The organism is Amycolatopsis sp. NBC_00438, from assembly GCF_036026695.1.
Classification (GTDB): Bacteria; Actinomycetota; Actinomycetes; order Mycobacteriales; family Pseudonocardiaceae; genus Amycolatopsis.
The window spans coordinates 10,284,989-10,305,872 of sequence record NZ_CP107923.1 but is presented as its reverse complement, the minus strand read 5'-3'; the positions used below and the strand labels follow the sequence as shown (position 1 = coordinate 10,305,872).

Sequence of the window (20,884 nt, the reverse complement as noted above, 5' to 3'; positions counted from 1 at the left end):
GTGACACGGGGAGGGAGCACCCACGGCATAACGTTCACAGGGCTCACCTCCTCAGGCAGTACACGGTCGGGAGCGACGGTACCAACCCGGCTTCAGCAGTCCAACTCCTTTACCGGCGAGCAGCCGCCGGTGGGGACTCCAGCCGATTCCGGTGCGTTCGCGGACCAGGTGGGAGTGCCCAGGTGAGTGGCCAGCACCAGGTCGGCGGCGAAGACCTGCTCGCGGACGGTGTTCCAGGCCTTCCACACGTCGGGTTCGGCGAGCGGGTACTTCGAACCGCGGGTGCTCTGCCAGTTGTCCGGGTTGATCAGATCAGGCATGTGGAGCGCGGGCCGGGCGAACCGTGGTCCCTCGCCGTCAGCCGGTCTGGCCGGCACGAAGCTGTACATGCCGTGGACGGGGCTCTCGAACGTCGCCGCGCGGTAGAGGGTGAACCTCGTGTGGGCATCGGCTCCGGCGGCCATCGTCCCGGCGGTGCAGATCGTGAACGCCTCGTCCTCGTCGAGGTCGGCAGCCTGTGCCGGCGTCCACGGCTTGGACTCGGCGACCACGAACACCGTGTCCACGCAGAACTCGTGGTCGAGCCTCGATCCGAAGCAGATCACCGAACCCGCCGGCAACGTCTGCATGGAGGTAGGCCGCCGTTCGTCCCGGATGACCTGCTTGCAGTTGCTGTAGCGCATCCGATCCCCGAACACCCACGGGTCGGTGTTCTGGCCACCCCCACGAGTCCAGTACGGCCGGTGCAGCGCCCGCGGCAGCCGACCTTCTTTCGCCCAACGACGCTCCACGTGCGACGGCGGCTCCCACTCACCCCAGAAGACCACCTCACCCTCCTGGAGACGGTCGCCGGAGTCGACGTAACGACCGTCGGCAATGAGGAACTTGCGCCCGTGAGGGCCGACGTTCCAGGGCATGTCGTCGCTCTCCGGGCGATGTTCCGCTCCGGGGTGGGGGAACTGCACGAACGCCGTCATGCCCCAGGGGTCGCGCCGGCCGTCCCTTTGTTACGCCGACCCGGCGATGGCCTCCGCCAGCACCGAGCGCATCGACGTCGCCGGGCGGCCGAGCAGCCGCTCCAGTTCCGGGTCCACCGCCGCGAACTCGCCGCGCCGCGACGCGTGGAACATGCCCAGCAGCATCTCCGCCCGGGGGGCCGGGACGCCGTGGCCGGTCAGCGATCGCACCCAGTCCTCGTCGTCCGCGACGACTCGGCGGATCGTGCGGCCCGTCAGTTCCGAGAGGATCCGCGCGACGTCCGTGAGGTCCAGCGCGACCGGTGCGGTCAGCGGCGGTGTCGGGCCCTCGAAAGAGCTGCCGGACGCCAGGATGATCGCCGCCGCTTCGGCCAGGTCGGCGTGGGCGGTCCAGGACACCGGGCCGTCCGCCGGGGCGACGAGTTCGCCGGTTTCCAGTGCCGCGCCGAGCAGCTGGGGCACTGTGCTCGCGTAGAACCCGTTGCGCAGCACCGTGAACGGCGTGCCCGTTTTCGCGAGGTACGCCTCGGTCGCGGCGTGGTCGGGCATCGGCGCGAACAGCGAATCCTCGGCCGCGCCCTGGTGGCTCGTGTAGAGGACACGCCCGGCGCCCGCGGCCGAAGCGGCCTCGATCGCCGTCCGGTGGCTCTCCACCGCTTTCCCGCCCGTCTCGTTCGCCGAGACGATGAGCACCTGCGTGGCGCCCTCGAAGGCCTCGGCGAGCGACTGCGGGTCGCCGAAGTCGCCGCGCCGCACGCGCACGCCGAGGTTTCCGGCGCGGTCGACGTCGCGGACGCTGACGCCGATCTGCTCGGCCGGGACGAGCTCGCGCAGCCGGCCGACGATCCGGGAGCCGAGCTTGCCGGTCCCACCGGTGATGACGATCATGGCCCACCTCTCACTAACGTTGATAGTAACGACGTTAGCATCATGGATACCACAGATGCGTTATCATTGAAAACATGAAGACGGTCCGGGACGAGACGCGCACGAACATCGTCGAGGTCGCGGGGCGGCTGCTGCGGGAGCAGGGTGTGGCCGCGGTCACGATCCGCGCCGTCGCGCAGGCGGCCGGCCTGCAGCCGCCGGCCCTCTACCGGTTCTTCGCGGACAAGGACGCCCTGCTCGACGTGGTCGCCGAGCACGTGTTCAGCACCTACGTCGCCGGGAAGGCCGTCGACAAGACGGCCGATCCGGTGGCCGACCTGCGCGCCGGGTGGGACGCGCACATCGCCTTCGGCCTCGCCAACGCCACCTTGTTCGGCCTGCTGATCGACCCGCGCCGGACGTCCGGCGGCGCCGCGGCGGCCGGGCTGGCGGTCCTGCGCGCCCGCGTCCACCGCGTCGCGGCGACCGGGCGCCTGCGGGTCACCGAACGCCGCGCCGTCGAGGTGATCCACGCCGCCGGCACCGGCGCCGTGCTCACCCTGCTGGCCGTGCCACCGGACGACCGGGAGACCGGCCTCGCCGACACGATGTACCAGGCCGTGCTGCACGCGATCCTCACCGACGCGCCGGCGCCCGACGCCGTCGTGCCGGGACTGTCGAAGCTGACCACCGCCGAACGCGCCCTGCTCGACGAGTGGCTCGGCCGGGCGGGCTGAGCTGGGGCAGACTGGGTGACGTGCCGGAACTCCCCGAAGTCGAGCTCGCCCGTCAGGTCCTCTCCGGCGCGCTCGGCCGCAAGATCCGCGACGTCGACGACCGCGACGACTGGGTCTGCCGGCCGCACGCGCCGGGCGACATCGCCGCCGCGCTGACCGGCGGGCGGCTGACCGCCGCGCACCGGCGGGGCAAGACGCTGTGGTGCGAAACCGAGGGCGGCGACGGGAAACCCGGCCCGAACCTCGGCCTGCACCTGGGGATGGCCGGCCAGCTGCGGCTCGGCGGCGAACGCGGGCCACTCGGCCCGGAACAGTTCCGCCACCGCGCGGAGAAACCCGAGTGGTTCCGGTTCGGGATCACCTTCGCCGACGGCGAACAGCTGCTCCTGTTCGACACGCGGCGGCTGAGCCGGGTGCGCCTCGACCCCGACCTGGACGCGCTGGGCCCCGACGCCGGGGAGATCTCGCGAGCCGGCTTCCGCGAGCGCGTCGGCCGCGGCCGGGCCCCGCTGAAGGCGCGGCTGCTGGACCAGTCCGTGGTCGCCGGGATCGGCAACCTGCTGGCCGACGAAACCCTGTGGCAGGCCGCGCTGAGCCCGTCGCGGCCCGTGGACGGCCTGACCGGCGACGAGCTCACCGAGCTCCACAAAGCACTCAGGAAAGCGTTGCGCGCCGCGATCAAGCACGGCGGGGTGCACACCGGCGAGATCATCGGACACCGCCGAGCCGGCGACCACTGCCCGCGCTGCGGGGCGGAGATGGCGCACGGCACGGTCGGCGGCCGGTCGACCTGGTGGTGTTCGAAGGAACAGCTGGACTAGGCGCTGCCGGGCTTCGTGATCCGGGCGCGAAGGCCGCGAGCGGTGCCTAGCGCGGCCCGAGGCCGGTGCGGCCGTCGAGCAGCTCGCGCACGACGTCCAGCTGACCCGCGTGCCGCGCCGTCTCCTCGATCATGTGCAGCACCACCCCGCGCAGATCGGCGACCTCCTCCTCCTCGGGCGGGCCGGGATGACGGCCTGCCGGCGGCGTGGCGAGCGGCGTCGCGGCGAAGATCTCGTCGGAGCGGCGGCATTGTTCGCGGTAAAAGGCGAAAACGACGTCCGGGGAGCGCGGGGTGGTCAGCGGCGCGTGGTCGTCGTCCGGCCAGGCGAGGAGACCGGCGGTGCCGGTGACGATCTCCTGGAACCAGTACCGCTCGGCGTACCCGAGGTGCTCCACCATGCCCAGCGGCGTCCAGCCGGACGGCAGGAGCGGCGTCGTCAGCGCCGGCTCCCCCAGTTCTTCGAGGATCGCCAGGACGGCGGCCCGCTGGGCGTGCAGGTACCTCAGCAGCATGCGCTTCTCACCGTCCACGACCGCGGACCCTAGCGACTCCGCACGAGGGCGACCGGAATTTGTCGGAGGTTGCCGGTAGCGTCGGATCCATGGCAACACTGGTCACCTTCCACGCCCACCCGGACGACGAATGCCTCCGGACCGCGGGCGTCATGCGGAAGGCCGTCGAAGACGGGCATCGGGTCGTGCTGGTCGTCGCGACGCGCGGCGAGGTCGGCGAGGTACCCGACGGCTTTCTCGCCGAGGGCGAAAAACTCGAGGACCGCCGCGTCCAAGAGGCCCACGCGGCCGCGAAGATCCTCGGCGTCGAGCGCGTCGAGTTCCTCGGCTACCGCGACTCCGGGATGATGGGCGAGGCGACGAACGACGACCCGGCGTGCTTCTGGCAGGCCGACGTCGAAGCGGCCGCCGCCCAGCTCGCGGCGATCCTGCGCGAGGAGTCGGCGAGCGTGCTGACGGTCTACGACGACAACGGCGACTACGGTCACCCCGACCACATCCAGGTCCACCGCGTCGGCGTCCGCGCGGCCGAGCTGGCCGGCACCGCGCGCGTCTTCCAGGCGACGTTCAACCGCGAGTTCATGCAGCGCGGCTTCGACGCGGCGGTCGAGCAAGGCCTGATGCCGCCCGAGGCGCGGCCGAACCCGCCGGAGAACGTCGAGTTCGGCAAGCCGGAAGCCGAGATCACGGCCGCGGTGGACGTCACGAAGTACGTCGACGTCAAGCGCGCGGCGATGCGCGCCCACCCGAGCCAGATCAGCGAGGACACGTTCATGCTGGCCATGCCGGACGACGCCTTCGCCTTCGCGTTCGGCACGGAGTGGTACATCCGGGCGGGCCAGGGGCCGGGCATCACGGAGACGGACCTGATGGCCGGACTCTGACCCCGGCAGGGCCGGGAATTGCCGAGCCGGCCGGTTCCGCCGAGCCGGTCCGGGCCGCGGCTCAGGCGAGCGCGGCCGTCACGTCCAGCTCCACCAGCTGGTCGGTGTACCCGAGCTGCGCGACACCGAGCAGCGTGCTCGCGGTCGTGAACGCCGCGCCGATCCCGGACTCGTTCAGGCGGTCCCAGACCGCCGACAGCGTCGGACGATCGGTGGTCACCACGTAGATCACCGTGCGGACCACGTCCTGCGGGGTCGCGCCCGCGAACGCCAGCGCGGCCGCCGTGTTGGCGATCACCTGGTCGGTCTGGGCGAGGACGTCGCCGTCGACGACCTTGCCGTCCGCGGCCAGGGGGCACTGGCCCGCCAGGTACACCGTGCGGCCCGCCGGCGCCACGGTCACGTGGTGGTACCCCGGCGTCGGGTGCAGGCCGGGCGGGTTCTGCCGTTGAATGGTCACCACCGCATCATCACGGGGCGGGCAACCGGATTTCGGGAGGGCGCGTGCGCAGGACCATCGACTGGGCGGACGGCGCGATCGTCATCATCGACCAGACCGCGCTGCCCGGCGACTACCGCCTGCTGGCGCTGCGGACGGTCGGCGAGCTCGTCGACGCGATCCAGCGCCTCGCCGTCCGCGGCGCGCCCGCGCTCGGCGGTGCCGGCGCGCTCGGCGTCGCGCTGGCGGCCCGGCTCGGCGGGGACGTCCGGGCCGACGCCGAACTGATCGCGGCCGCCCGCCCCACAGCCGTCAACCTGCGCTGGGGGGTGGAACGCGCGCTGACGAAGCTCGGCCAGGGCGCCGACGCCGTCCTCGCCGAAGCGCAGGCCGTGCTGACCGAAGACGAACAACTCAACAAGTCGGCGTCCGCGCACGCCGCCGGGATCGTGCTGGCGGAGTGCCCGCGCCGGCCGTTGCGGCTGCTCAGCCACTGCAACGCGGGCCGGCTCGCCACCGTCGGGTGGGGCAGCGCGCTCGGCGTCGTCTGGCACCTGCACGAGCGCGGCCTCGTCGAGGAGGTGCTCGTCGACGAGACGCGCCCGCTGCTGCAGGGCGCCCGGCTGACGGCGTGGGAGCTGGCGCAGGCCGGCGTGCCCTACCGCGTCCAGCCGGACGGCGCGGCCGCCGCGGCGATGGCCCGCGGGATGGTCGACTGCGTGCTCGTGGGCGCCGACCGGATCGCCGCCAACGGCGACGTGGCCAACAAGATCGGCACCTACGGCCTGGCCATCGCCGCCGCGCACCACGGGGTGCCGTTCGTCGTCGTCGCGCCGTCGTCCACAGTGGACAGTTCACTCGCGGACGGCACGGGCGTCACCATCGAAGAACGGGACGCCCGCGAGCTCACCGAATACGCCGGGATCGGCATCACGCCGCCGGGCGCGGAGGTGTTCAACCCCGCGTTCGACGTCACCCCGGCGGCGCTGATCACGGCCGTGGTCACCGAAAACGGCCGCTACGTCCCTTAGGGGCGCGGGCCGATCTCGCGGCCGCCGTCGGTCACCAGGATCGCCATCGCCGGGCACGAGTCGGCGGCGTCGAGCACCGTCTCGTCCCCGTCGACCTCCTCGGTGACCGTGCGCGCGACGGCACCGTCCAGCGCGAACACCTCGGGCATCAGGGACGCGCACATCCCCGAGCCGATGCAGGTGTGTTCGTCGACCTCAACGTGCCAGCTCATGGTCACCTTCCGAATCACCAGCCGATCGGCATCGACCGCGGTCCGCGGACGAGCATCTGCGTCTTCCACACGATATCGCCCGCGAGGTGCAGCCCGGGCAGCTCGGTGACCAACGCGCGCAGCGCCTCCTGCAGTTCGAGGCGGGCGAGCGGCGCGCCGAGGCAGTGGTGGACGCCGTGGCCGAAGCCCAGGTGGTGGTTGTCCTCGCGGTCGAAGCGCAGTCCGTCCGCGTCGTCGAACCGCAGCCGGTCGCGGTTGGCCGCGCCGACGGCCACCAGCACCGGCTCGCCCGCCCGCACGAGCACCCCGCCGACCTCGATGTCCTCGGTGGCGTACCGCGCGAAGCCGGCACCGGCGCCCAGTGGCACGAAGCGCAGCAGCTCCTCGACCGCGGCCGGGATCAGGTCCGGGTCCTCCCGCAGGCGCGCCCACTGCCCGGGCTGGTCGAGCAGCGCGTAGACGAAGTTGGGGATCTGGCTCGCGGTGGTCTCGTGGCCGGCGACGAGGATGCCGACGCACAGGTCGACCAGCTCCAGCTCGGTCAGCCGGTCGCGCGTGTCGCGGGCCTCGATCAACGCCGTCATCAGGTCGTCCCGCGGCGCCGAGCGGTGTTCGGCGATCAGGCCGCGCATGTAGTCGCGCAGCTCCTCGCGGTTGCGCTCGAACTCCTCGGGCGTCAGGCCGCTGGTGGACAGGGCCGCGTCGCTCCAGACGCGGAACTTCGGCCGGTCCGCGACCGGGACGCCGAGCAGCTCGCAGATCACGGCGACCGGGATCGGCAGCGCGTAGGCGTCGACGAGGTCCGCGGTCGTCCCGGCGGCCTTCATGTCGGCGATCAGCTCGGCCGCGAGCCGGGTGACGCGCGGCCGGAGCAGCTCGACGCGGCGCATGGTGAACGCCTTCGCGACGAGCGTCCGCAGCCGCGTGTGGTCGGGCGGGTCCATCTGCAGGATGCCGCCGTCCCGCTGCACGGGCGAGCGCCGCGGCGCGTCCTTCTCCTTCTCCATCGCCCGGGAGAAGCGGCGGTCACCGAGCACGAACCGGGCGTCGGCGTAACGCGTGGCCAGCCAGGCGGGCTCGCCGTAGGTCATCTTGACCCGCACCAGGCCGGCCGCCTCGCGAGCGGCCGAGTAGGCCTCGTTCAGGTCGAGCCCCGCCTCCTCGTTGAACGGGTACGCGAGCGGCTCGGTGTGCGTGGTGGTCATCCGGGAACCCCCGTGTCTCGTTTGTAAGCACCTGCTTGCAAACGCTACACAGCATCGAGTCTCACGTCGAGCACTCTCGCGGCCACGCTGCGTACACCACCGTGCGATCGGCGGACACCGGCGAACGCCTCGGAAGCGGCCGCGAGGCCGGCTCCCGAGGCGGCGCCGAACGCCGCCCACGCCCTCCCCCGAAGCGGGCGGCCACCCGACGATGCCGTGCGCGCGGCCGTTGCCCCAGGCCTGCGCGGTTATCGACCAGTTTTTGTCCACCTTCCGGCGGAAAGTTTCCGGCCGGTTGTCACCATGCGCCATTGCCGAGTCACGGAAACCTAGGTTACGGTGACCTAGGTGTGGATAGAGATCCTGCTGCTGTCGAGGCTGGCCCGCGAGCCGATGCACGGTTACGAGCTGCGCAAGGCCGTGGAGGCCTCGACCGGCCACACCTTGTCGAACAACTCGCTGTACCCGACGTTGCGGCGCTTCGTCGACGCCGGCGCGGTGAGCCGGAGCGCGGAGGAACAGGAGGCCAAACCGCCGCGGCACGTCTACACCGTCACCGACGTCGGGCGGGAGCTGCTGCACGACATGCTCGCCGACTTCCCGGACGACCTCGCGCTCAACGAAGCCGAGTTCCTCGCCAGAGTGGGGAACTTCGGCTGGCTGCGCGAAGACGAGCGGATACGCGTCATCGACGTGCGCGACCGCGGGCTCGCGGCCGAGCGCGACCGGCTGACCCGGCTGCTCGCCGAGCAGGCCGATCCGTGGAGCCGCGCCACCATGCAGCACGTCTGCGAGCAGTTCGACACCGAACGCGCCTGGCTCGCCGAACTGAAACGAGGAGCGGTTTCATGACCACCACCGAAGAGACCCCTCGGCTGCCCTTCGCCCGCGCCGACGCGCTCGCGATCGCGCCGGACTACGAAGCGCTCCGGCGGCAGGCCCCGGTCAGCCGGGTGCTCACCCCCGCCGGCGACCCGGCGTGGCTGGTGACGTCGTTCGAGGAGGCCAAGGAGATCTTCCGCGACAAGCGTTTCGGCCGCTCGCACCCCGCGCCGGAGCAGGCGTCGCGCATCTCCCACGCCGCGATCCAGGACGGCCCGAGCGGCGACTTCGACACCGAGGAGCAGGAGCACAAGCGGATGCGCCGGATGCTGGCGCCCGCGTTCTCCGCGCCGCGGATGCGCGCCCTCGGCGACCGGATCGAGGAGCTGACCACCCGCTGCCTCGACGACATGCGGGCGGCGCACGACGCCCACCCCGGCGAGCCGGTCAACCTGACCGAGCTGCTCGCCTTTCCCTTGCCGGTGCTGGTGATCTGCGAACTGCTCGGTGTCCCGTTCGACGACCGCGAGCACTTCCGGAACCTGTCGGAGCGGATCGCGGTGATGGACGGCGGCGCCGACGCGCAGGCCGCGATGACCGAGTTCAAGGCCTACATGACCGGCCTGGCCGACACCAAGCGCGCGAACCCGCAGGCCGACGTCATCTCCGACATGGTCGCGGTCCAGGCCGACGACCCGGCCTTCACCGACGACGACCTCGCGCGCATGGGCGCCGGGCTGCTGTTCGCCGGCCACGAGACGACGTCCACCCGGATCGCGATGGGCGTGCTGTTCCTGCTCACCGACACCGCCCGCCGCGACCGCTTCGCCGCCGACCCCGAGGGCGAGGTGAACCAGACCGTCGAGGAGATCCTGCGGATGACGGCGACCAGCGGCACCGGCCTGCTGCGCTACGCGCACGAGGACGTCGAGGTCGCCGGGACCCGGATCATGCGCGGCGACGCCGTGCTCATCTCCAGCGACGCCGCCAACCGCGACGCCGCGGCGTTCGCCGACCCGGACGAGTTCGACCCGGGCCGCACCCCGAACGTCCACCTCGCCTTCGGCACCGGCGCGCACGTCTGCATCGGCGCGAACCTGGCCCGCACCGAGCTGCGGACGGTCTTCCCCGCTCTGTTCCGCGCTTTCCCGGAGATGCGCCTCGCCGTCGGCCTCGACGACATCGCCGTCCGCGTGAACCGCGTCGCGGGCGGCGTCGACCGCGTCCCCGTCACCTGGTGAGGAGCGTCCCGTGAAGATCAGCGTCGACACCGGCAAGTGCGTCTCCTCGGGCCAGTGCGTGCTGCTGGCGCCGGAGACGTTCGACCAGAACGAAGACGACGGCACGGTGGTCCTCCTCGCCGACGAGCCGCCGGCCGGTGAGCGGGACGCGGCGCGGCAGGCCGAGCTGACCTGCCCGGCCGCGGCGATCCGGCTCGTCGAGGCCTGACCGACCGCACCCGCGTCCGGTTTGCCGGTTAACCTTCAGCGGTGACCGAACAGCCGGGCCGGAAGCGGGACGCCGCCGCGACGCGCCTGGCGCTGCTCGACGCCGCCGCGAAGCTGTTCGCCGAGCGCGGGTTCGACCGGACCACGGTGCGGGACATCGCGAAGGAAGCGGGCGCCAACCAGTCGCTGCTCTTCCGCTACTTCGGCAGTAAAGAAGCGCTGTTCGAGGCGGTCATCGCGCGGAACACGCGTGAGCAGATCGCCTCGAACTCGCCGGAACGGCTGTTCAGCGCGACCTTGCGCAGCATGCTGGAACCCGGCGGCGAGCGGAACCGGACGCTCGAGACGTACCTGCGGTCACCGGGCAGCGACAGCGCCGCCGCGGCGATGCGGCAGGAGCTGGGCCGCGAGTACGCCGGCACGCTCGCCGGCCTGACCGACGCACCGGACGCCGAGCTGCGCGCCGACCTCGCGCTCGCCTGGCTGCTGGGCATCGGGCTGGTCCGCGAGGTCACCGCGAAGGAACCACTGGCCAGCGCCGACCCGGACACCATCTGCCGGCTCGTGCTCGCCGCCACCCGGACCTTGCTGGAGCGCACCGAATAACGCTCGAACCAGGCGGCACTTTCACGTGAAAGTGCCGCCTCGTCAGGGCAACGCGCGCCGCAGCAGTTCCGCCAGGTGCACTGCCTGGCGGCCCGACTCCTGGGCGATCTGGGTCCGGCAGCTGAAGCCGTCGGAGACGACGACCGTGTCTTCCGAAGCTGCGCGGATCGCCGGGAGCATGCGGTCCTCCGCCACCGCCTTCGAGACGTCGTAGTGGCCGCGCTCGAAGCCGAAGTTGCCCGCCAGGCCACAACATCCCGAGTCCAGCGTCGTGTTGCGGACGCCCGCCGCCGCCATCGCCGACTCGTCGGCGGTGAAGCCGAGGACCGCGTGCTGGTGGCAGTGGACCTGGGTGATCGCGTCGACGTCCAGCGCCGCGAACGGGATCGGGGCGCGCTCCAGGAGTTCCGCGAAGGTGGCCGTGCGTGACGCCAGCAGCGACGCACGCGGATCGTCCGGCAGGAGAGCCGGCAGGTCGCCGCGGAACAGCGCCGTGCAGCTCGGCTCCAGCCCGGCGACCTCGTACCCCGCGTCCAGGTACGGCGCCAGCACGTCCAAGGTGCGCCGCAGGACGCGGCGCGCGACGTCCAGCTGGCCGGTCGACACCCACGTCAGTCCACAACAGACACCACGGTCGGGCAGCACGACGTCGTACCCGGCCGCGGTCAGCACCTCGTGGGCCGCGTCGAGCACCGACGGCGTCAGGTAGTTGTTGAACGAATCCGGCCACAGCACGACTTTCCGGTCGCCGGACGCGCGGCGCCGCAGGTCCGCCCGCGCCGTCGTGAACGGCTTCCGCGCGAACTCCGGCAGTGCTCGTTCCTTCGCGATCCCGCCCAGCCGTTTCAGCAGCCCGGACAACCGCGGCGACCGGCCGACGGCGTTGGCCAGCCGCGGCGCCCGTGCGCTGGCCCGCAGCCACAGCGGCAGCCAGCCCATCGAGTAGTGCGCCGCCGGGCGCAGCCGCCGCCGGTAGTGCTGGTGCAGGAACTCGGCCTTGTACGTCGCCATGTCGACGTCCACCGGGCAGTCCGACAGGCATCCCTTGCAGGACAAGCACAAGTCGAGCGCGTCGTGGACCTCGGCCGAGCGCCAGCCGTCCGTGATGACCTCGCCGTTGAGCATCTCGGCGAGCAGGTGGGCCCGCCCGCGTGTCGAATGCCGTTCCTCGCGGGTGGCGCGGTAACTCGGGCACATCACGCCGCCGCCGCTGGTGTTGCGGCACTTCCCGACGCCGACGCAGCGGCGCATCGCCTGCCCGAAACTCCCCCGGTCCTCCGGGTAACCGAGCACCGTGACGTCCTCAAGGGACAGTGGCGCCGGGCGCACGCGCAGGTTCGCGTCGACCTTGCGCGGCTCGACGATGATGCCGGGGTTCATCCGCCCCGCCGGGTCGAAGATCGCCTTGAACCGCGCGAAGACGTCCATCATCTCCGGGCTGTACATCCGGGACAGCAGCTCCGAGCGGGCCTGCCCGTCGCCGTGTTCGCCGGACAACGATCCACCGTGGGCCGCGACGAGGTCCGCGGCCTCTTCGAGGAACCGCCGGAATCCGGCGATCCCCTGCCGGGACAGCAGATCGAAGTCCAGGCGCAGGTGCAGGCAGCCCTCGCCGTAGTGGCCGTAGACGACGCTCTTACGCCCGTGCGCGCGCATCAGGTCCTTGAACTCGCGCAGGTACGCGCCGAGCCGCTCGGGCGGGACCGCCGCGTCCTCCCAGCCCGGCCACGCTTCCGAGCCGTCCGCGAGCCGGGTCGCCAGGCCCGCGCCCTCCTCGCGGATCCGCCACAGCTTGCGCTGCGCGACGGGGTCGTCGAGCACGACGGATCCGGTCAGGTCCAGCGACGCGGCCAGCGCGCGGGCGCGCCCGGCGGCCTCGGCCGGGTCCGCGCCGGCCAGCTCGACGAACAGCCACGCGCCGCCGGGCGGCAGGTCGTTCCCGCGGCCGGGGAGCATCGCGACCAGCTCGGCGTCCACGCCTTCGACGGTCAGCGGCGACCACGGCAGGATCGACGGCACCGCGTCGGCCGCCGCGATGTCGGACGGGAAACCCAGCACGGCCAGCACCCGGTGCCGCGGCAGCTCGGCCAGCGCGACCGTCGCTTCGAGCACCGTGACGCACGTGCCCTCCGAGCCGACGAGCGCCTTGGCGACGTCGAAGCCGTTCTCCGGCAACAGGTGTTCCAGGCCGTAGCCGGAGACGCGCCGCGGCCACGTCGAAAGTTCCTTGCGCAGCAGCGCCAGATTGTCCCGCACCAGCGCGCGCAGCTCGTCGAAGATCCGGCCCTCAGTGGGCTCGCCGGGGCCGAGGGTGAGACGGGTGCCGTCGTAGAGCAGGACGTCCAGCGAGCGCACGACGTCGACCGTGCGGCCCCACGCCACCGAGTGCGAGCCGCAGGCGTTGTTGCCGATCATCCCGCCGATCGTGCAGCGGCTGTGCGTCGAGGGGTCCGGGCCGAACCGCAGCCCGTGCGGCGCCGCGACGGCTTGGAGGTCGTCGAGCACGGTCCCGGGCAGCACCCGCGCGAGCCGCGTCGCCGGGTCGAGCGAGAGCACCCCGCCGACGTGGCGTGAGGTGTCGATCACCAGCCCGGGCCCGCACGCGTTCCCGGCGACGCTGGTGCCCCCGCCGCGGGCGATCACCGGCAGGTCCCGGGCGCGGGCGGCGGCGACCGCGGCGACGACGTCGTCGACGGTCTCCGGCAGCACGACGCCGCGGGGCACGTGGCGGTAGTTGGAGGCGTCGGTCGTGTACAGCGCGAGCGTGGCGGCGTCGGTGAGGATCTCCACGCCCCCATTCAAGTCGATCGGTGGCACGATCCGCTGTGTGACGATCGACTTGCACGCCCACAGCACGGCCTCGGACGGCACGACCCCGCCGGCGGACCTGCCGCGGCTGGCGGCCCGGGCGGGCCTGACCGTGGTCGCGCTGACCGACCACGACACGTTCGCCGGCCTGGCTCTTGCGGCGCCCGCCGCCGCGGAAGCCGGGATCGAGCTGGTGCCCGGCGTCGAGATCTCCTGCCGGCTCGACGACGCCGAGGTGCACCTGCTCGGCTACTTCGCCGACCCGGCGGACGCGCCGCTCGCCGCCGAGCTGGAGCTGATCCGCACCGACCGCGCCCGCCGCGCGGTCCGGATGGTCGAGCGCTGCCGCGAGCTGGGCGCGCCGATCACCCTGGCCCAGGTGGAGGCGATCGCGGCAGGCGCCCCGCTGGGCCGCCCCCACATCGCGGCGGCGCTGGTGGCCTCGGGGGTGACGACCGACGCGTTCACGCAGGACTGGCTCGCCGACGGCGGCCGCGCGGACGTCCCGAAGCACGTCCTGCCCACGACGGCCGCGATCGCCCTGGTCCGCGCGGCCGGCGGCACGGCGGTGCTGGCCCACCCGCGCTCGTCGAAGCGCCGGGCGGAGGTATCGGACGCCCAGCTGGCGACGCTGGCCGCAGCAGGCCTCGCCGGCCTGGAGGCGGACCACCCGGAGCAGCCACCGGAGGTCGGCCGGCGGCTGCGGGAGGTGGCCGCGGAGCTGGGGTTGCTGACGACGGGATCGAGCGACTTCCACGGCGACCGCAAGCCGGTCCGCCTCGGCGACTTCACGACGTCCCCCGAGGTGCTCGCCGCCCTGCGCCCCTGAGCCGGCCAAGCCGGCCGGCCCGGGTGAGGCCCTGCGCCCGGCCGACGCGCCGTGAGGGGCACCCTCAGGGCGCTCAAGTCCCTCAAGGTGCCCCTCACGACTTACGGCCCTGAAGGTGCCCCTCACGGCCTCCGGCTTCAGCGAGTGGCGGCCGCGGTGAGGCGGCGCTCGGCCAGCGCGGCCGCCTCGCGCAACGGCGTCGTCGCGTGGGACCGCGCCGCCGCGAGGATGGTTTCGACGGTCCCTTCGATCGAGTCGACGCGGGCCAGCGCCGCGTCGTGGTCCAAGCCCTCGGCCTCCCGGGCGAGCGTGTACAAGATCCCGCCCGCGCTCGCGACGTAGTCCGGCACCCACAGCACGCCCCGGGCGGCGAGCGCGTCCGCGACGGCGTCGTCGGTCAGCTGGTTGTTGGCCGGGCCCACCACCAGCGGTGTGTCGAGGCGGGCCACGCTCTCGAGGCTGAGCACGCCGCCGACCGCCGCCGGGATCACCACGTCCGCCGTCAGGGTGAGCGCTTTCTCCGGCTCGGCCCACTCGAAGCCCAGCTCGCGAGCCTCGGCCCGCTTCGCCGGGTCGACGTCCGACACCACCACAGACGCGCCCATGGCCTGCAGGCTCGCCGCGAGGTGCGCGCCCACCGCGCCGTAGCCGCTGATCACCACCCGGCGGCCGGCCATCGACCGGGTGCCCGACGCCGCCCGCAGCGCGGCCAGCACGCCGATCGCGGTCGGGCCGCTCGACGAGCCCGTGCCGCCCGCCGCCTCGGGCGTGCAGTACGCGTGCGGCGTGACCTCGCGCAGCACCAGCATGTCGGCCGGGCCGGTGCCGACGTCCGGGCCGGCCAGGTACCCGCCGTCGAACGACGCGATCAGATCGGCGTGGTCCAGAAGGACGTCTCGCCGTTCCGCCGGAGAGAGCACCCGGCCGGGCTCCAGCGCGATGACGCTCTTCGCGCCCCCGAAATCGAGGCCCGCGACCGCGCACTTCGCGGTCATCGCGGCCGAGAGGCGCAGGACGTCGTCCACGGCGTGGGTCACGCTCGGATACGCCTTGAAGCGGCAGCCGCCGACGGCCGGGCCGAGCACGCTCGAATGGATCGCGACCATCGTGGTGACGCCGGATCGACGGCCACGGCGGGCGATCAGTTGCTCATGTGCGGTCATGGGAACTGAAGTTAGAGTGATTGTCGGCCGTATCGACATGTCGCCGAACTAAATTCGGCGACGACAAGGAGGACCCGGTGCTGGACGAACTTGATTCGGCGATCGTGCGGCTGCTGCAGGAGGACGCCCGGCAGACCAACCGGGAAATCGCCCGCAAGGTCGGCATCGCGCCGTCGACCTGCCTCGAGCGGATCCGGCTGCTGCGGGAGCGCGGCGTCATCCGCGGCTACCACGCCGACATCGACCTGGCGAGCCTCAACCGCGGCGTCCGGGCCCTGGTCGCGGCGCAGGTGCGGCCGCTGAGCCGGGCCGTGATCGACACTTTCCAGAGCTCGATCGCCCAGCTGCCGGAAGTGCTTTCGGTCTACGTCACGGCGGGCAGCGACGATTTCCTGATCGAAGTCACCACACCCGACATCGACGGGCTGCACGCGTTCCTCGCCGACCGGCTCGCGATCCGCCGGGAGATCGTCGGCTTCCGCACTTCGATCATTTTCCGGCACTTGCGCAAGACGACGTTGGAACCGCTGGCCTAAGGGGTACCCGGACGTGGACGGCGCGCCATCCCCGGAAATACCCGGATTCGCACCCTGGGAGTCGGAAACTGCCGGTGGTGGGAGGTCTAATGAGTGCGACGGGAAGGAGGCACCGCCATGATCACCACGTTGAACCATCGTGAGCGGGCCACATTGAGAGCCGTGGCCGGGGGCCACGCCGAGATCAGCTGCAGCTGCGAGCCCGACCTGTTCATCGACGGCCTGAGCTGCTGCGACCAGTCCACCGTGCACCGGCTGGCCCGCCTGGGCCTGATCGCGCCGGCCCGCCCGGGCAAGTGCGGCCAGCGCGTTCCGGCATTACTCACCGAAGCCGGTTCGCACGCGCTGGGTGAGGTCTTCGCGGCCGCCGCGTAATTGTGTTGCCGCCGCGGCAGCGGCGCTGCCAGCATCGCGCGATGCACGTATTCCTCGAAACCGAGCGGCTGATCCTCCGCCGGTTCACCGAGAACGACGCCGACGCGCTGTTCGAGCTCTACGACGATCCCGCGGTCATGAAGTACCTCAATGGGGGCCGGCCCGCGGATCGCACGGAGATCGTCACTCTCGATCTCCCCGCGTTCCTCGGTTACTACGAGCGTTTTCCCGGTTACGGGTTCTGGGCCGCGATCGAGAAGCGGTCGAGCGCATTCCTGGGGTGGTTCCACTACCGGCCGCGGCCGCATGACCCGCCGGACGAACCCGAACTGGGCTACCGGCTGCACCAGTCCGCCTGGGGCAAGGGCTACGGCACCGAGGGCTCGGCGGCGCTGCTCGCGAAAGGCTTCGCCGACCTGGGGGTCAAGCGCGTCACGGCGTTCACCATGACGGTGAACCAGCGCTCGCGGCGCGTGATGGAAAACCTGGGGATGACGTTCGTCCGCACGTACTTCGAGGAGTTCCCGGAGCACGATCGGGCGCCGGGCGCGGAACACGGCGAAGTCGAGTACGCGATCACGCGCGAGCAGTGGAGGCTGCGGTCGTGAGTGTTTAGGGCGGTTCTAACCGCCCTAAACACTCACGACAGGCTGCGGCAGAAGGCTCAGCCGTGGACTTCGAACTCGTAGATCCGCGCCGCGCCGTTGCCGTCGTTGGCCGGGGTGGTGAGGTTCAGCTTCACGTACCGGGCCGATCGTGTCGTGATCGGGTGATACGTGCGGCTGGCCCGCGAGCCGGTCACGGACGCCACCGTCGTCCAGTTCGTGCCGTCGGTCGACGTCTGGATCGTGAAGGCGCCGGTGTTCCAGGCCGTGGTCTCACCGCCGAGGCCGGCGTGCTCGACCACGAACGACGACACGTTCTGCGCCGACCCGAGGTCGACCTGGAGGAACTTCGTGGCGGCCGTGCTGCAGAACTTGCTGTTGTTCGCCAGGCTGCCGTCGACGGCGTTGGCCGCGCCTTCGGACGAGGCACACGCCGCCGAGCCCGTCGCCGCCTTGCCCTGCGCCAGGTTCGCGCCGAGGTTCGGCGCGGCGGGCGGCGGGGTGAACCCGTCGTTGTACGACGGCGGGACGTCCGCCGCGTTCGTGCCCCACGCGCTCGGTGACGAGCCCATCGTGTAGTTCAGCGTCGACGCGCCCGCGATGTCGCCGTAGCGGATCCACGACTTCGTCGTCGCGGTCCCGTTGACACTGAGGCTTTGCACGTACTGCGCGCCCTGGCCGGCGCCACTGCCGGTGATCTGGATCGTCCCGCTCGGGCGGATGATCGAGACGGCCGGGAACAGCGGGCCGTGCAGGGCGAGGACGTCCGCGCCCGGCGTCGCCGGGTACATCCCCAGCGCGGCGAAGACGTACCACGCCGAGGTCGCGCCGAGGTCGTCGTTGCCGGGCTCGCCGCCCGCGCCGGTGGTGAACGACTCGTTCATCACGCGCCGCACCGCCGAGCTGGTGCCCTGCGGGTGGGCGGCGTAGTTGTACGCCCACGGCACGCCGTGCTCGGGCTCGTTGCCGATGTAGAAGTACGGCTGGGTGAGGCCGCCGTTGAGCTGGGTGAAGTGGTGGTCCAGCCGCTGGACCGCGGTCTTCGCGCCGCCCATCAGGTTGATCAGGCCCTGGTAGTTGTAGGGCACCATCCACGTGTACTGCGCCGGGTTGCCCTCGGTGTACCCGCTGTTGCTCGACGGCACGACCGGCCACGCGAACGTGCCGGTGCTGCCCCGCGGCTGGATGTAGCCGGAGTCGGGGCCGTACACGTTCTGCCACCACTGGGCTCGCTGCATGTAGGTGTTGTACTTCGTCGTGTCGCCCACGGCCTTCGCGAACTGGGCCACCGCGAAGTCCGACGCCGAGTACTCGAGCGAGTCCGACGGGTCCTCGGTGACGTAGTGCCGGCTGACGTACCCGGACTGACGCCCGCGGATCGACTGCCCCTGCGCGGTGCCGCCGTTGGAGCTCTTGTCCATCAGCGTCAGCGCCGCCGCCGTGTCGAAGCCGCGGACACCGAAGGCGTACATGCTGCCGACGACGATCGGCCCGGGGTCACCGGTCATCACGAAGTGCTCGTTGTTGTTGTGCGACCACTTGGGCAGCAACCCGCCCTGCTGGCCGTCGAGCACCATCGACTTCGCGATGTCGCTGGCTTCATCGGGCGCGACCAACCCGATCAGCGCGGCCCAGGACCGGTAGATGTCCCAGCCGGAGTAGTTCTGGTAGACGGTGTGCGACGCCGTGTGGATCGCTTGGTCGAACCCGCGGTACTGGCCGTTGGTGTCGCTGGCGATGTTCGGGTTCTGGAACACGTGGTACAGCGCCGTGTAGAACTTCTGCAGGTCCGCGGCGGCACCCCCGGTCACCTGGACGCGGTTGAGGACGCTGTTCCAGCTCGTGTCGGCCGCGGCGCGGATCCCCGCGAAGTCGAACCCGGGGTTCTCGGCCGCGAGGTTCGCCTGCGCGTTGGCCAGGCTGACGAACGAGATGCCGACCTTCGCCTGCACGGTGGTGTTGGTGGAGGTGTCGAAGGTGACGTAACCGCCGGCGTTCGTGCCGCTGCTGCTCGCGGATCCGGCGCTCACCGTGCCGCCGAGCCAGGTGCCGAAGCCGCTGGGCGCGCGGTCGAACTGGATGACGTAGAAGATCTGGTACGTCTTGGACGAGCCGCAGAAGCCGCCGCCGGTCGCCGAACCGGTGAGCTGGCTGCCGCTGATGCTGACGGATCCGTTGCGGTTGCCGGTCGCGCTGCGGCCGGGGTTGACCAGCAGGCGCGCGGTCGTCGTGTTCGGGTAGGTCAGCTTCATGAAGCCGGACCGCTTGGTGGCGGAGAGCTCGACGGTGGTGTTGTAGTTGTCGAGCTTGTTCTTGTAGTAGCCGGGCGCGGCCGACTCGTTCGCCTTCGTGTAGCGGCCGGCGTACCCGGTCCAGCCGGTGCCCGGCGACGTGCCGATCGCGCCGGTGATCGGCAGCAGGCCGAGGTCCTCGTTGTTGGGGCAGCCGGCGCCGTTGAAGTGGGTGAGGCTGAACTCTTCGATGCTGGTGTCGCCGTAGCGGTAGCCGGACGGCGAGCCAGTCGGGGTGTCCGGGCTGAACTGCGTCATCCCGAACGGCACGACGGCGCCCGGGTAGGTGCTGCCGCCGGCGCCGCCGGGCACCGGGTTGGGCGAGTTGCTGTTGTCCGTGCCGATGAAGGGATTCACGTACTGCGTAAGGGCTAGCGTCGCGGCGCCGGCGGCCGGGGCGGGCAGCGCGGCGAGCCCCGCGCCCACGAGGACCGCGGCGAGCGCCGCTCCCCGAAGCCGTCTCCTGAACCTTGACAGTGGTCCGGACATGGAACCTTCCTCTCCTCGGCACGCGGTGGCTGACAACGTTGTCAATCGGCCCGAAAACCGCACTTTCCTAGGGAAAGTGCAGCATTTTGAGGCTGGTGGGGCTGCTGTGGTGACAGAGGTGGTGCTGGGCCCGGGTCGGAGCGGGCCGGGTGATCCGGTGGTCGGGGGAAGGACATGGTGCCACGGGCGAATACCTCCGCGGTAGCACCGAAAGTCCGAATCCCCCTTGTGCGCCAACCGAATCCGCGAGCCGTCAGCCCACCACCCGCCGGTGGTCCGCAGTCACGGGCCCGACGTGACCCACCGCTCGCCGAGTCCGGTGGCCTTCGCCTCGCCGCCCGTGAGGTCGGCCAGCCAGCCCGCGAACGTCCCGGCCTCGCCCGGAGCCAGGCCGATCTCGAAGTGGGCCAGCTCGTCGAAGCGGGTCGCGTGGAGCGCGTACCGCGACGCGCGCAGGTCGTTCTCCAGCCGTCCCGCGCGGTCGTAGCTCACGGCGACCTCAACCACTTGGAGTCGACGGTGTTCTAGTACGCCTACTACGTCGATCGCTTGTGCCACAGCCTGTCCGTACGCGCGGATGAGCCCGCCCGCGCCGAGCAGCACCCCGCCGAAGTAGCGTGTCACGACCGCGACCGTGTCCGTCAACTCCCGGCGGCGCAGCACTTCCAGCATCGGCGTGCCCGCGGTGCCGGCCGGTTCACCGTCGTCACTGGACCGTCGGCTCCGTCCATCCGGGCCGAGAACGAAGGCGTGGCAGTGGTGCCGGGCCCCCGGTCCGGCCCGTCGCCGGGCCGCGATGAACTCGCGCGCGGCCTCCTCCGAAGACACCGGAGCGAGCGCGCAGAGGAAGCGGGAGCGCTTGATCTCGACCTCGTGGCCGCCTTCGCGAGCCACGGAGAGATAACGATCAGTCATCGGACGGGTTCACCATGTACCCAGCTTCTCACCCCGGAGCAGGGCCCCGACACCCGCATCAGACCACTTGGGACAGACATCTCCGCAGGTCAGAAGGGTATTTGCCGGTTTCCTGGCCGACCCTGGCCGACATAGGGGTCGACCCCCGGGCCCGTCAACGCAAGCGTGGCATTTCCCACCCGGGGCCAACGACGTATGTCGATAACAGCGAATTCACACTATCGTCATAAGACCCGGCGAACCCGGGAGTAACACCGCGCGCTCCGGCCGACCCCCACCACAGTGGTCTGCCTCTGCGCGCACCCGCAGT

Annotated in this window: 22 protein-coding genes; 12 read left to right on the top strand and 10 right to left on the bottom strand. The window is 71.6% G+C overall.

The genetic code is table 11. From position 1 onward, the window contains the following. Positions 1 to 92: 92 nt before the first annotated feature. Together OG494_RS47750 and OG494_RS47745 are read right to left on the bottom strand one after the other, a co-directional pair. Positions 93 to 977, bottom strand: a complete 885-nt coding sequence (locus tag OG494_RS47750) for a hypothetical protein (RefSeq protein ID WP_328450417.1) — start codon at positions 975 to 977, stop codon at positions 93 to 95. A 30-nt stretch (positions 978 to 1,007) separates the two neighbouring features. Beyond that, positions 1,008 to 1,865 (bottom strand): NmrA family NAD(P)-binding protein, encoded by an 858-nt coding sequence (locus OG494_RS47745; RefSeq protein WP_328450415.1) that lies wholly within the window; start codon positions 1,863 to 1,865, stop codon positions 1,008 to 1,010. A gap of 74 nt (positions 1,866 to 1,939) precedes the next feature. On the opposite strand from OG494_RS47745, the gene OG494_RS47740 reads away from it, so the two are divergent. Next, positions 1,940 to 2,581 (top strand): TetR/AcrR family transcriptional regulator, encoded by a 642-nt coding sequence (locus OG494_RS47740; RefSeq protein ID WP_328450413.1) that lies wholly within the window; start codon positions 1,940 to 1,942, stop codon positions 2,579 to 2,581. Between the two features lie 20 nt (positions 2,582 to 2,601). After that, on the top strand, positions 2,602 to 3,402 hold the full coding sequence (locus tag OG494_RS47735) for an Fpg/Nei family DNA glycosylase (protein ID WP_328450411.1): 801 nt from the start codon (positions 2,602 to 2,604) through the stop codon (positions 3,400 to 3,402). Positions 3,403 to 3,448: 46 nt separating this feature from the next. Here the strand turns inward: OG494_RS47735 and OG494_RS47730 are convergent, their stop codons facing one another. Next, complete coding sequence (locus OG494_RS47730) at positions 3,449 to 3,934, bottom strand: DinB family protein (protein ID WP_328450409.1); 486 nt, start codon at positions 3,932 to 3,934, stop codon at positions 3,449 to 3,451. 71 nt (positions 3,935 to 4,005) lie between these two features. Between OG494_RS47730 and OG494_RS47725 the strand changes: the two genes are divergently transcribed. Beyond that, the gene (locus OG494_RS47725) at positions 4,006 to 4,800 is read left to right on the top strand and encodes a PIG-L family deacetylase (protein WP_328450407.1); all 795 of its coding nucleotides are present in this window, start codon (positions 4,006 to 4,008) and stop codon (positions 4,798 to 4,800) included. A gap of 61 nt (positions 4,801 to 4,861) precedes the next feature. Here OG494_RS47725 and OG494_RS47720 read toward each other — a convergent pair whose 3' ends face one another. Next, positions 4,862 to 5,260, bottom strand: a complete 399-nt coding sequence (locus OG494_RS47720; protein WP_328450405.1) for a RidA family protein — start codon at positions 5,258 to 5,260, stop codon at positions 4,862 to 4,864. A 44-nt stretch (positions 5,261 to 5,304) separates the two neighbouring features. Here OG494_RS47720 and mtnA point away from each other — a divergent pair, with 44 nt between their 5' ends. Then, positions 5,305 to 6,270, top strand: coding sequence for an S-methyl-5-thioribose-1-phosphate isomerase (gene mtnA, locus OG494_RS47715; protein WP_328450403.1), 966 nt, complete (start codon positions 5,305 to 5,307; stop codon positions 6,268 to 6,270). On the opposite strand, the gene OG494_RS47710 is transcribed toward mtnA, so the two are convergent. Then, positions 6,267 to 6,482: a ferredoxin gene (locus OG494_RS47710; RefSeq protein ID WP_328450401.1), complete on the bottom strand. Its 216-nt coding sequence runs from the start codon at positions 6,480 to 6,482 to the stop codon at positions 6,267 to 6,269. The genes mtnA and OG494_RS47710 overlap by 4 nt on opposite strands. A 14-nt stretch (positions 6,483 to 6,496) precedes the next feature. Beyond that, complete coding sequence (locus OG494_RS47705) at positions 6,497 to 7,687, bottom strand: cytochrome P450 (protein ID WP_328450399.1); 1,191 nt, start codon at positions 7,685 to 7,687, stop codon at positions 6,497 to 6,499. Between the two features lie 348 nt (positions 7,688 to 8,035). Here OG494_RS47705 and OG494_RS47700 point away from each other — a divergent pair, with 348 nt between their 5' ends. The 4 genes from OG494_RS47700 to OG494_RS47685 are packed head-to-tail and all read left to right on the top strand — an operon-like array spanning position 8,036 to position 10,563. Then, positions 8,036 to 8,539: a PadR family transcriptional regulator gene (locus OG494_RS47700; RefSeq protein ID WP_328450397.1), complete on the top strand. Its 504-nt coding sequence runs from the start codon at positions 8,036 to 8,038 to the stop codon at positions 8,537 to 8,539. Further along, positions 8,536 to 9,750, top strand: a complete 1,215-nt coding sequence (locus OG494_RS47695; protein WP_328450395.1) for a cytochrome P450 — start codon at positions 8,536 to 8,538, stop codon at positions 9,748 to 9,750. The genes OG494_RS47700 and OG494_RS47695 overlap by 4 nt, the downstream gene beginning before the upstream one ends. A 10-nt stretch (positions 9,751 to 9,760) precedes the next feature. Continuing rightward, on the top strand, positions 9,761 to 9,958 hold the full coding sequence (locus OG494_RS47690; protein ID WP_328450393.1) for a ferredoxin: 198 nt from the start codon (positions 9,761 to 9,763) through the stop codon (positions 9,956 to 9,958). Between the two features lie 41 nt (positions 9,959 to 9,999). Then, positions 10,000 to 10,563 (top strand): TetR/AcrR family transcriptional regulator, encoded by a 564-nt coding sequence (locus OG494_RS47685; RefSeq protein ID WP_328450391.1) that lies wholly within the window; start codon positions 10,000 to 10,002, stop codon positions 10,561 to 10,563. A 42-nt stretch (positions 10,564 to 10,605) separates the two neighbouring features. Here OG494_RS47685 and OG494_RS47680 read toward each other — a convergent pair whose 3' ends face one another. Then, on the bottom strand, positions 10,606 to 13,353 hold the full coding sequence (locus OG494_RS47680) for an FAD-binding and (Fe-S)-binding domain-containing protein (RefSeq protein WP_328450389.1): 2,748 nt from the start codon (positions 13,351 to 13,353) through the stop codon (positions 10,606 to 10,608). Between the two features lie 37 nt (positions 13,354 to 13,390). Between OG494_RS47680 and OG494_RS47675 the strand changes: the two genes are divergently transcribed. Beyond that, positions 13,391 to 14,200, top strand: coding sequence for a PHP domain-containing protein (locus OG494_RS47675; protein ID WP_328450387.1), 810 nt, complete (start codon positions 13,391 to 13,393; stop codon positions 14,198 to 14,200). A 137-nt stretch (positions 14,201 to 14,337) separates the two neighbouring features. Here the strand turns inward: OG494_RS47675 and OG494_RS47670 are convergent, their stop codons facing one another. Further along, on the bottom strand, positions 14,338 to 15,363 hold the full coding sequence (locus OG494_RS47670; protein ID WP_328450386.1) for a Glu/Leu/Phe/Val dehydrogenase dimerization domain-containing protein: 1,026 nt from the start codon (positions 15,361 to 15,363) through the stop codon (positions 14,338 to 14,340). Between the two features lie 80 nt (positions 15,364 to 15,443). Here OG494_RS47670 and OG494_RS47665 point away from each other — a divergent pair, with 80 nt between their 5' ends. The 3 genes from OG494_RS47665 (at position 15,444) to OG494_RS47655 (ending at position 16,882) form a co-directional block, all read left to right on the top strand. Next, complete coding sequence (locus OG494_RS47665) at positions 15,444 to 15,899, top strand: Lrp/AsnC family transcriptional regulator (protein WP_328459237.1); 456 nt, start codon at positions 15,444 to 15,446, stop codon at positions 15,897 to 15,899. A 117-nt stretch (positions 15,900 to 16,016) separates the two neighbouring features. Further along, the gene (locus OG494_RS47660; protein WP_328450384.1) at positions 16,017 to 16,274 is read left to right on the top strand and encodes a hypothetical protein; all 258 of its coding nucleotides are present in this window, start codon (positions 16,017 to 16,019) and stop codon (positions 16,272 to 16,274) included. Positions 16,275 to 16,315: 41 nt separating this feature from the next. Further along, positions 16,316 to 16,882 carry a GNAT family N-acetyltransferase gene (locus OG494_RS47655; RefSeq protein WP_328450382.1) on the top strand — a complete coding sequence of 189 codons (567 nt, stop codon included), beginning with the start codon at positions 16,316 to 16,318 and terminating at the stop codon, positions 16,880 to 16,882. 56 nt (positions 16,883 to 16,938) lie between these two features. On the opposite strand, the gene OG494_RS47650 is transcribed toward OG494_RS47655, so the two are convergent. After that, positions 16,939 to 19,659: a GH92 family glycosyl hydrolase gene (locus OG494_RS47650; RefSeq protein ID WP_328450380.1), complete on the bottom strand. Its 2,721-nt coding sequence runs from the start codon at positions 19,657 to 19,659 to the stop codon at positions 16,939 to 16,941. A gap of 282 nt (positions 19,660 to 19,941) precedes the next feature. Continuing rightward, a complete protein-coding gene (locus OG494_RS47645; RefSeq protein WP_328450378.1) occupies positions 19,942 to 20,574 on the bottom strand; it encodes a YigZ family protein in 633 nt (210 codons plus the stop codon). Between the last annotated feature and the right edge of the window lie 310 nt (positions 20,575 to 20,884).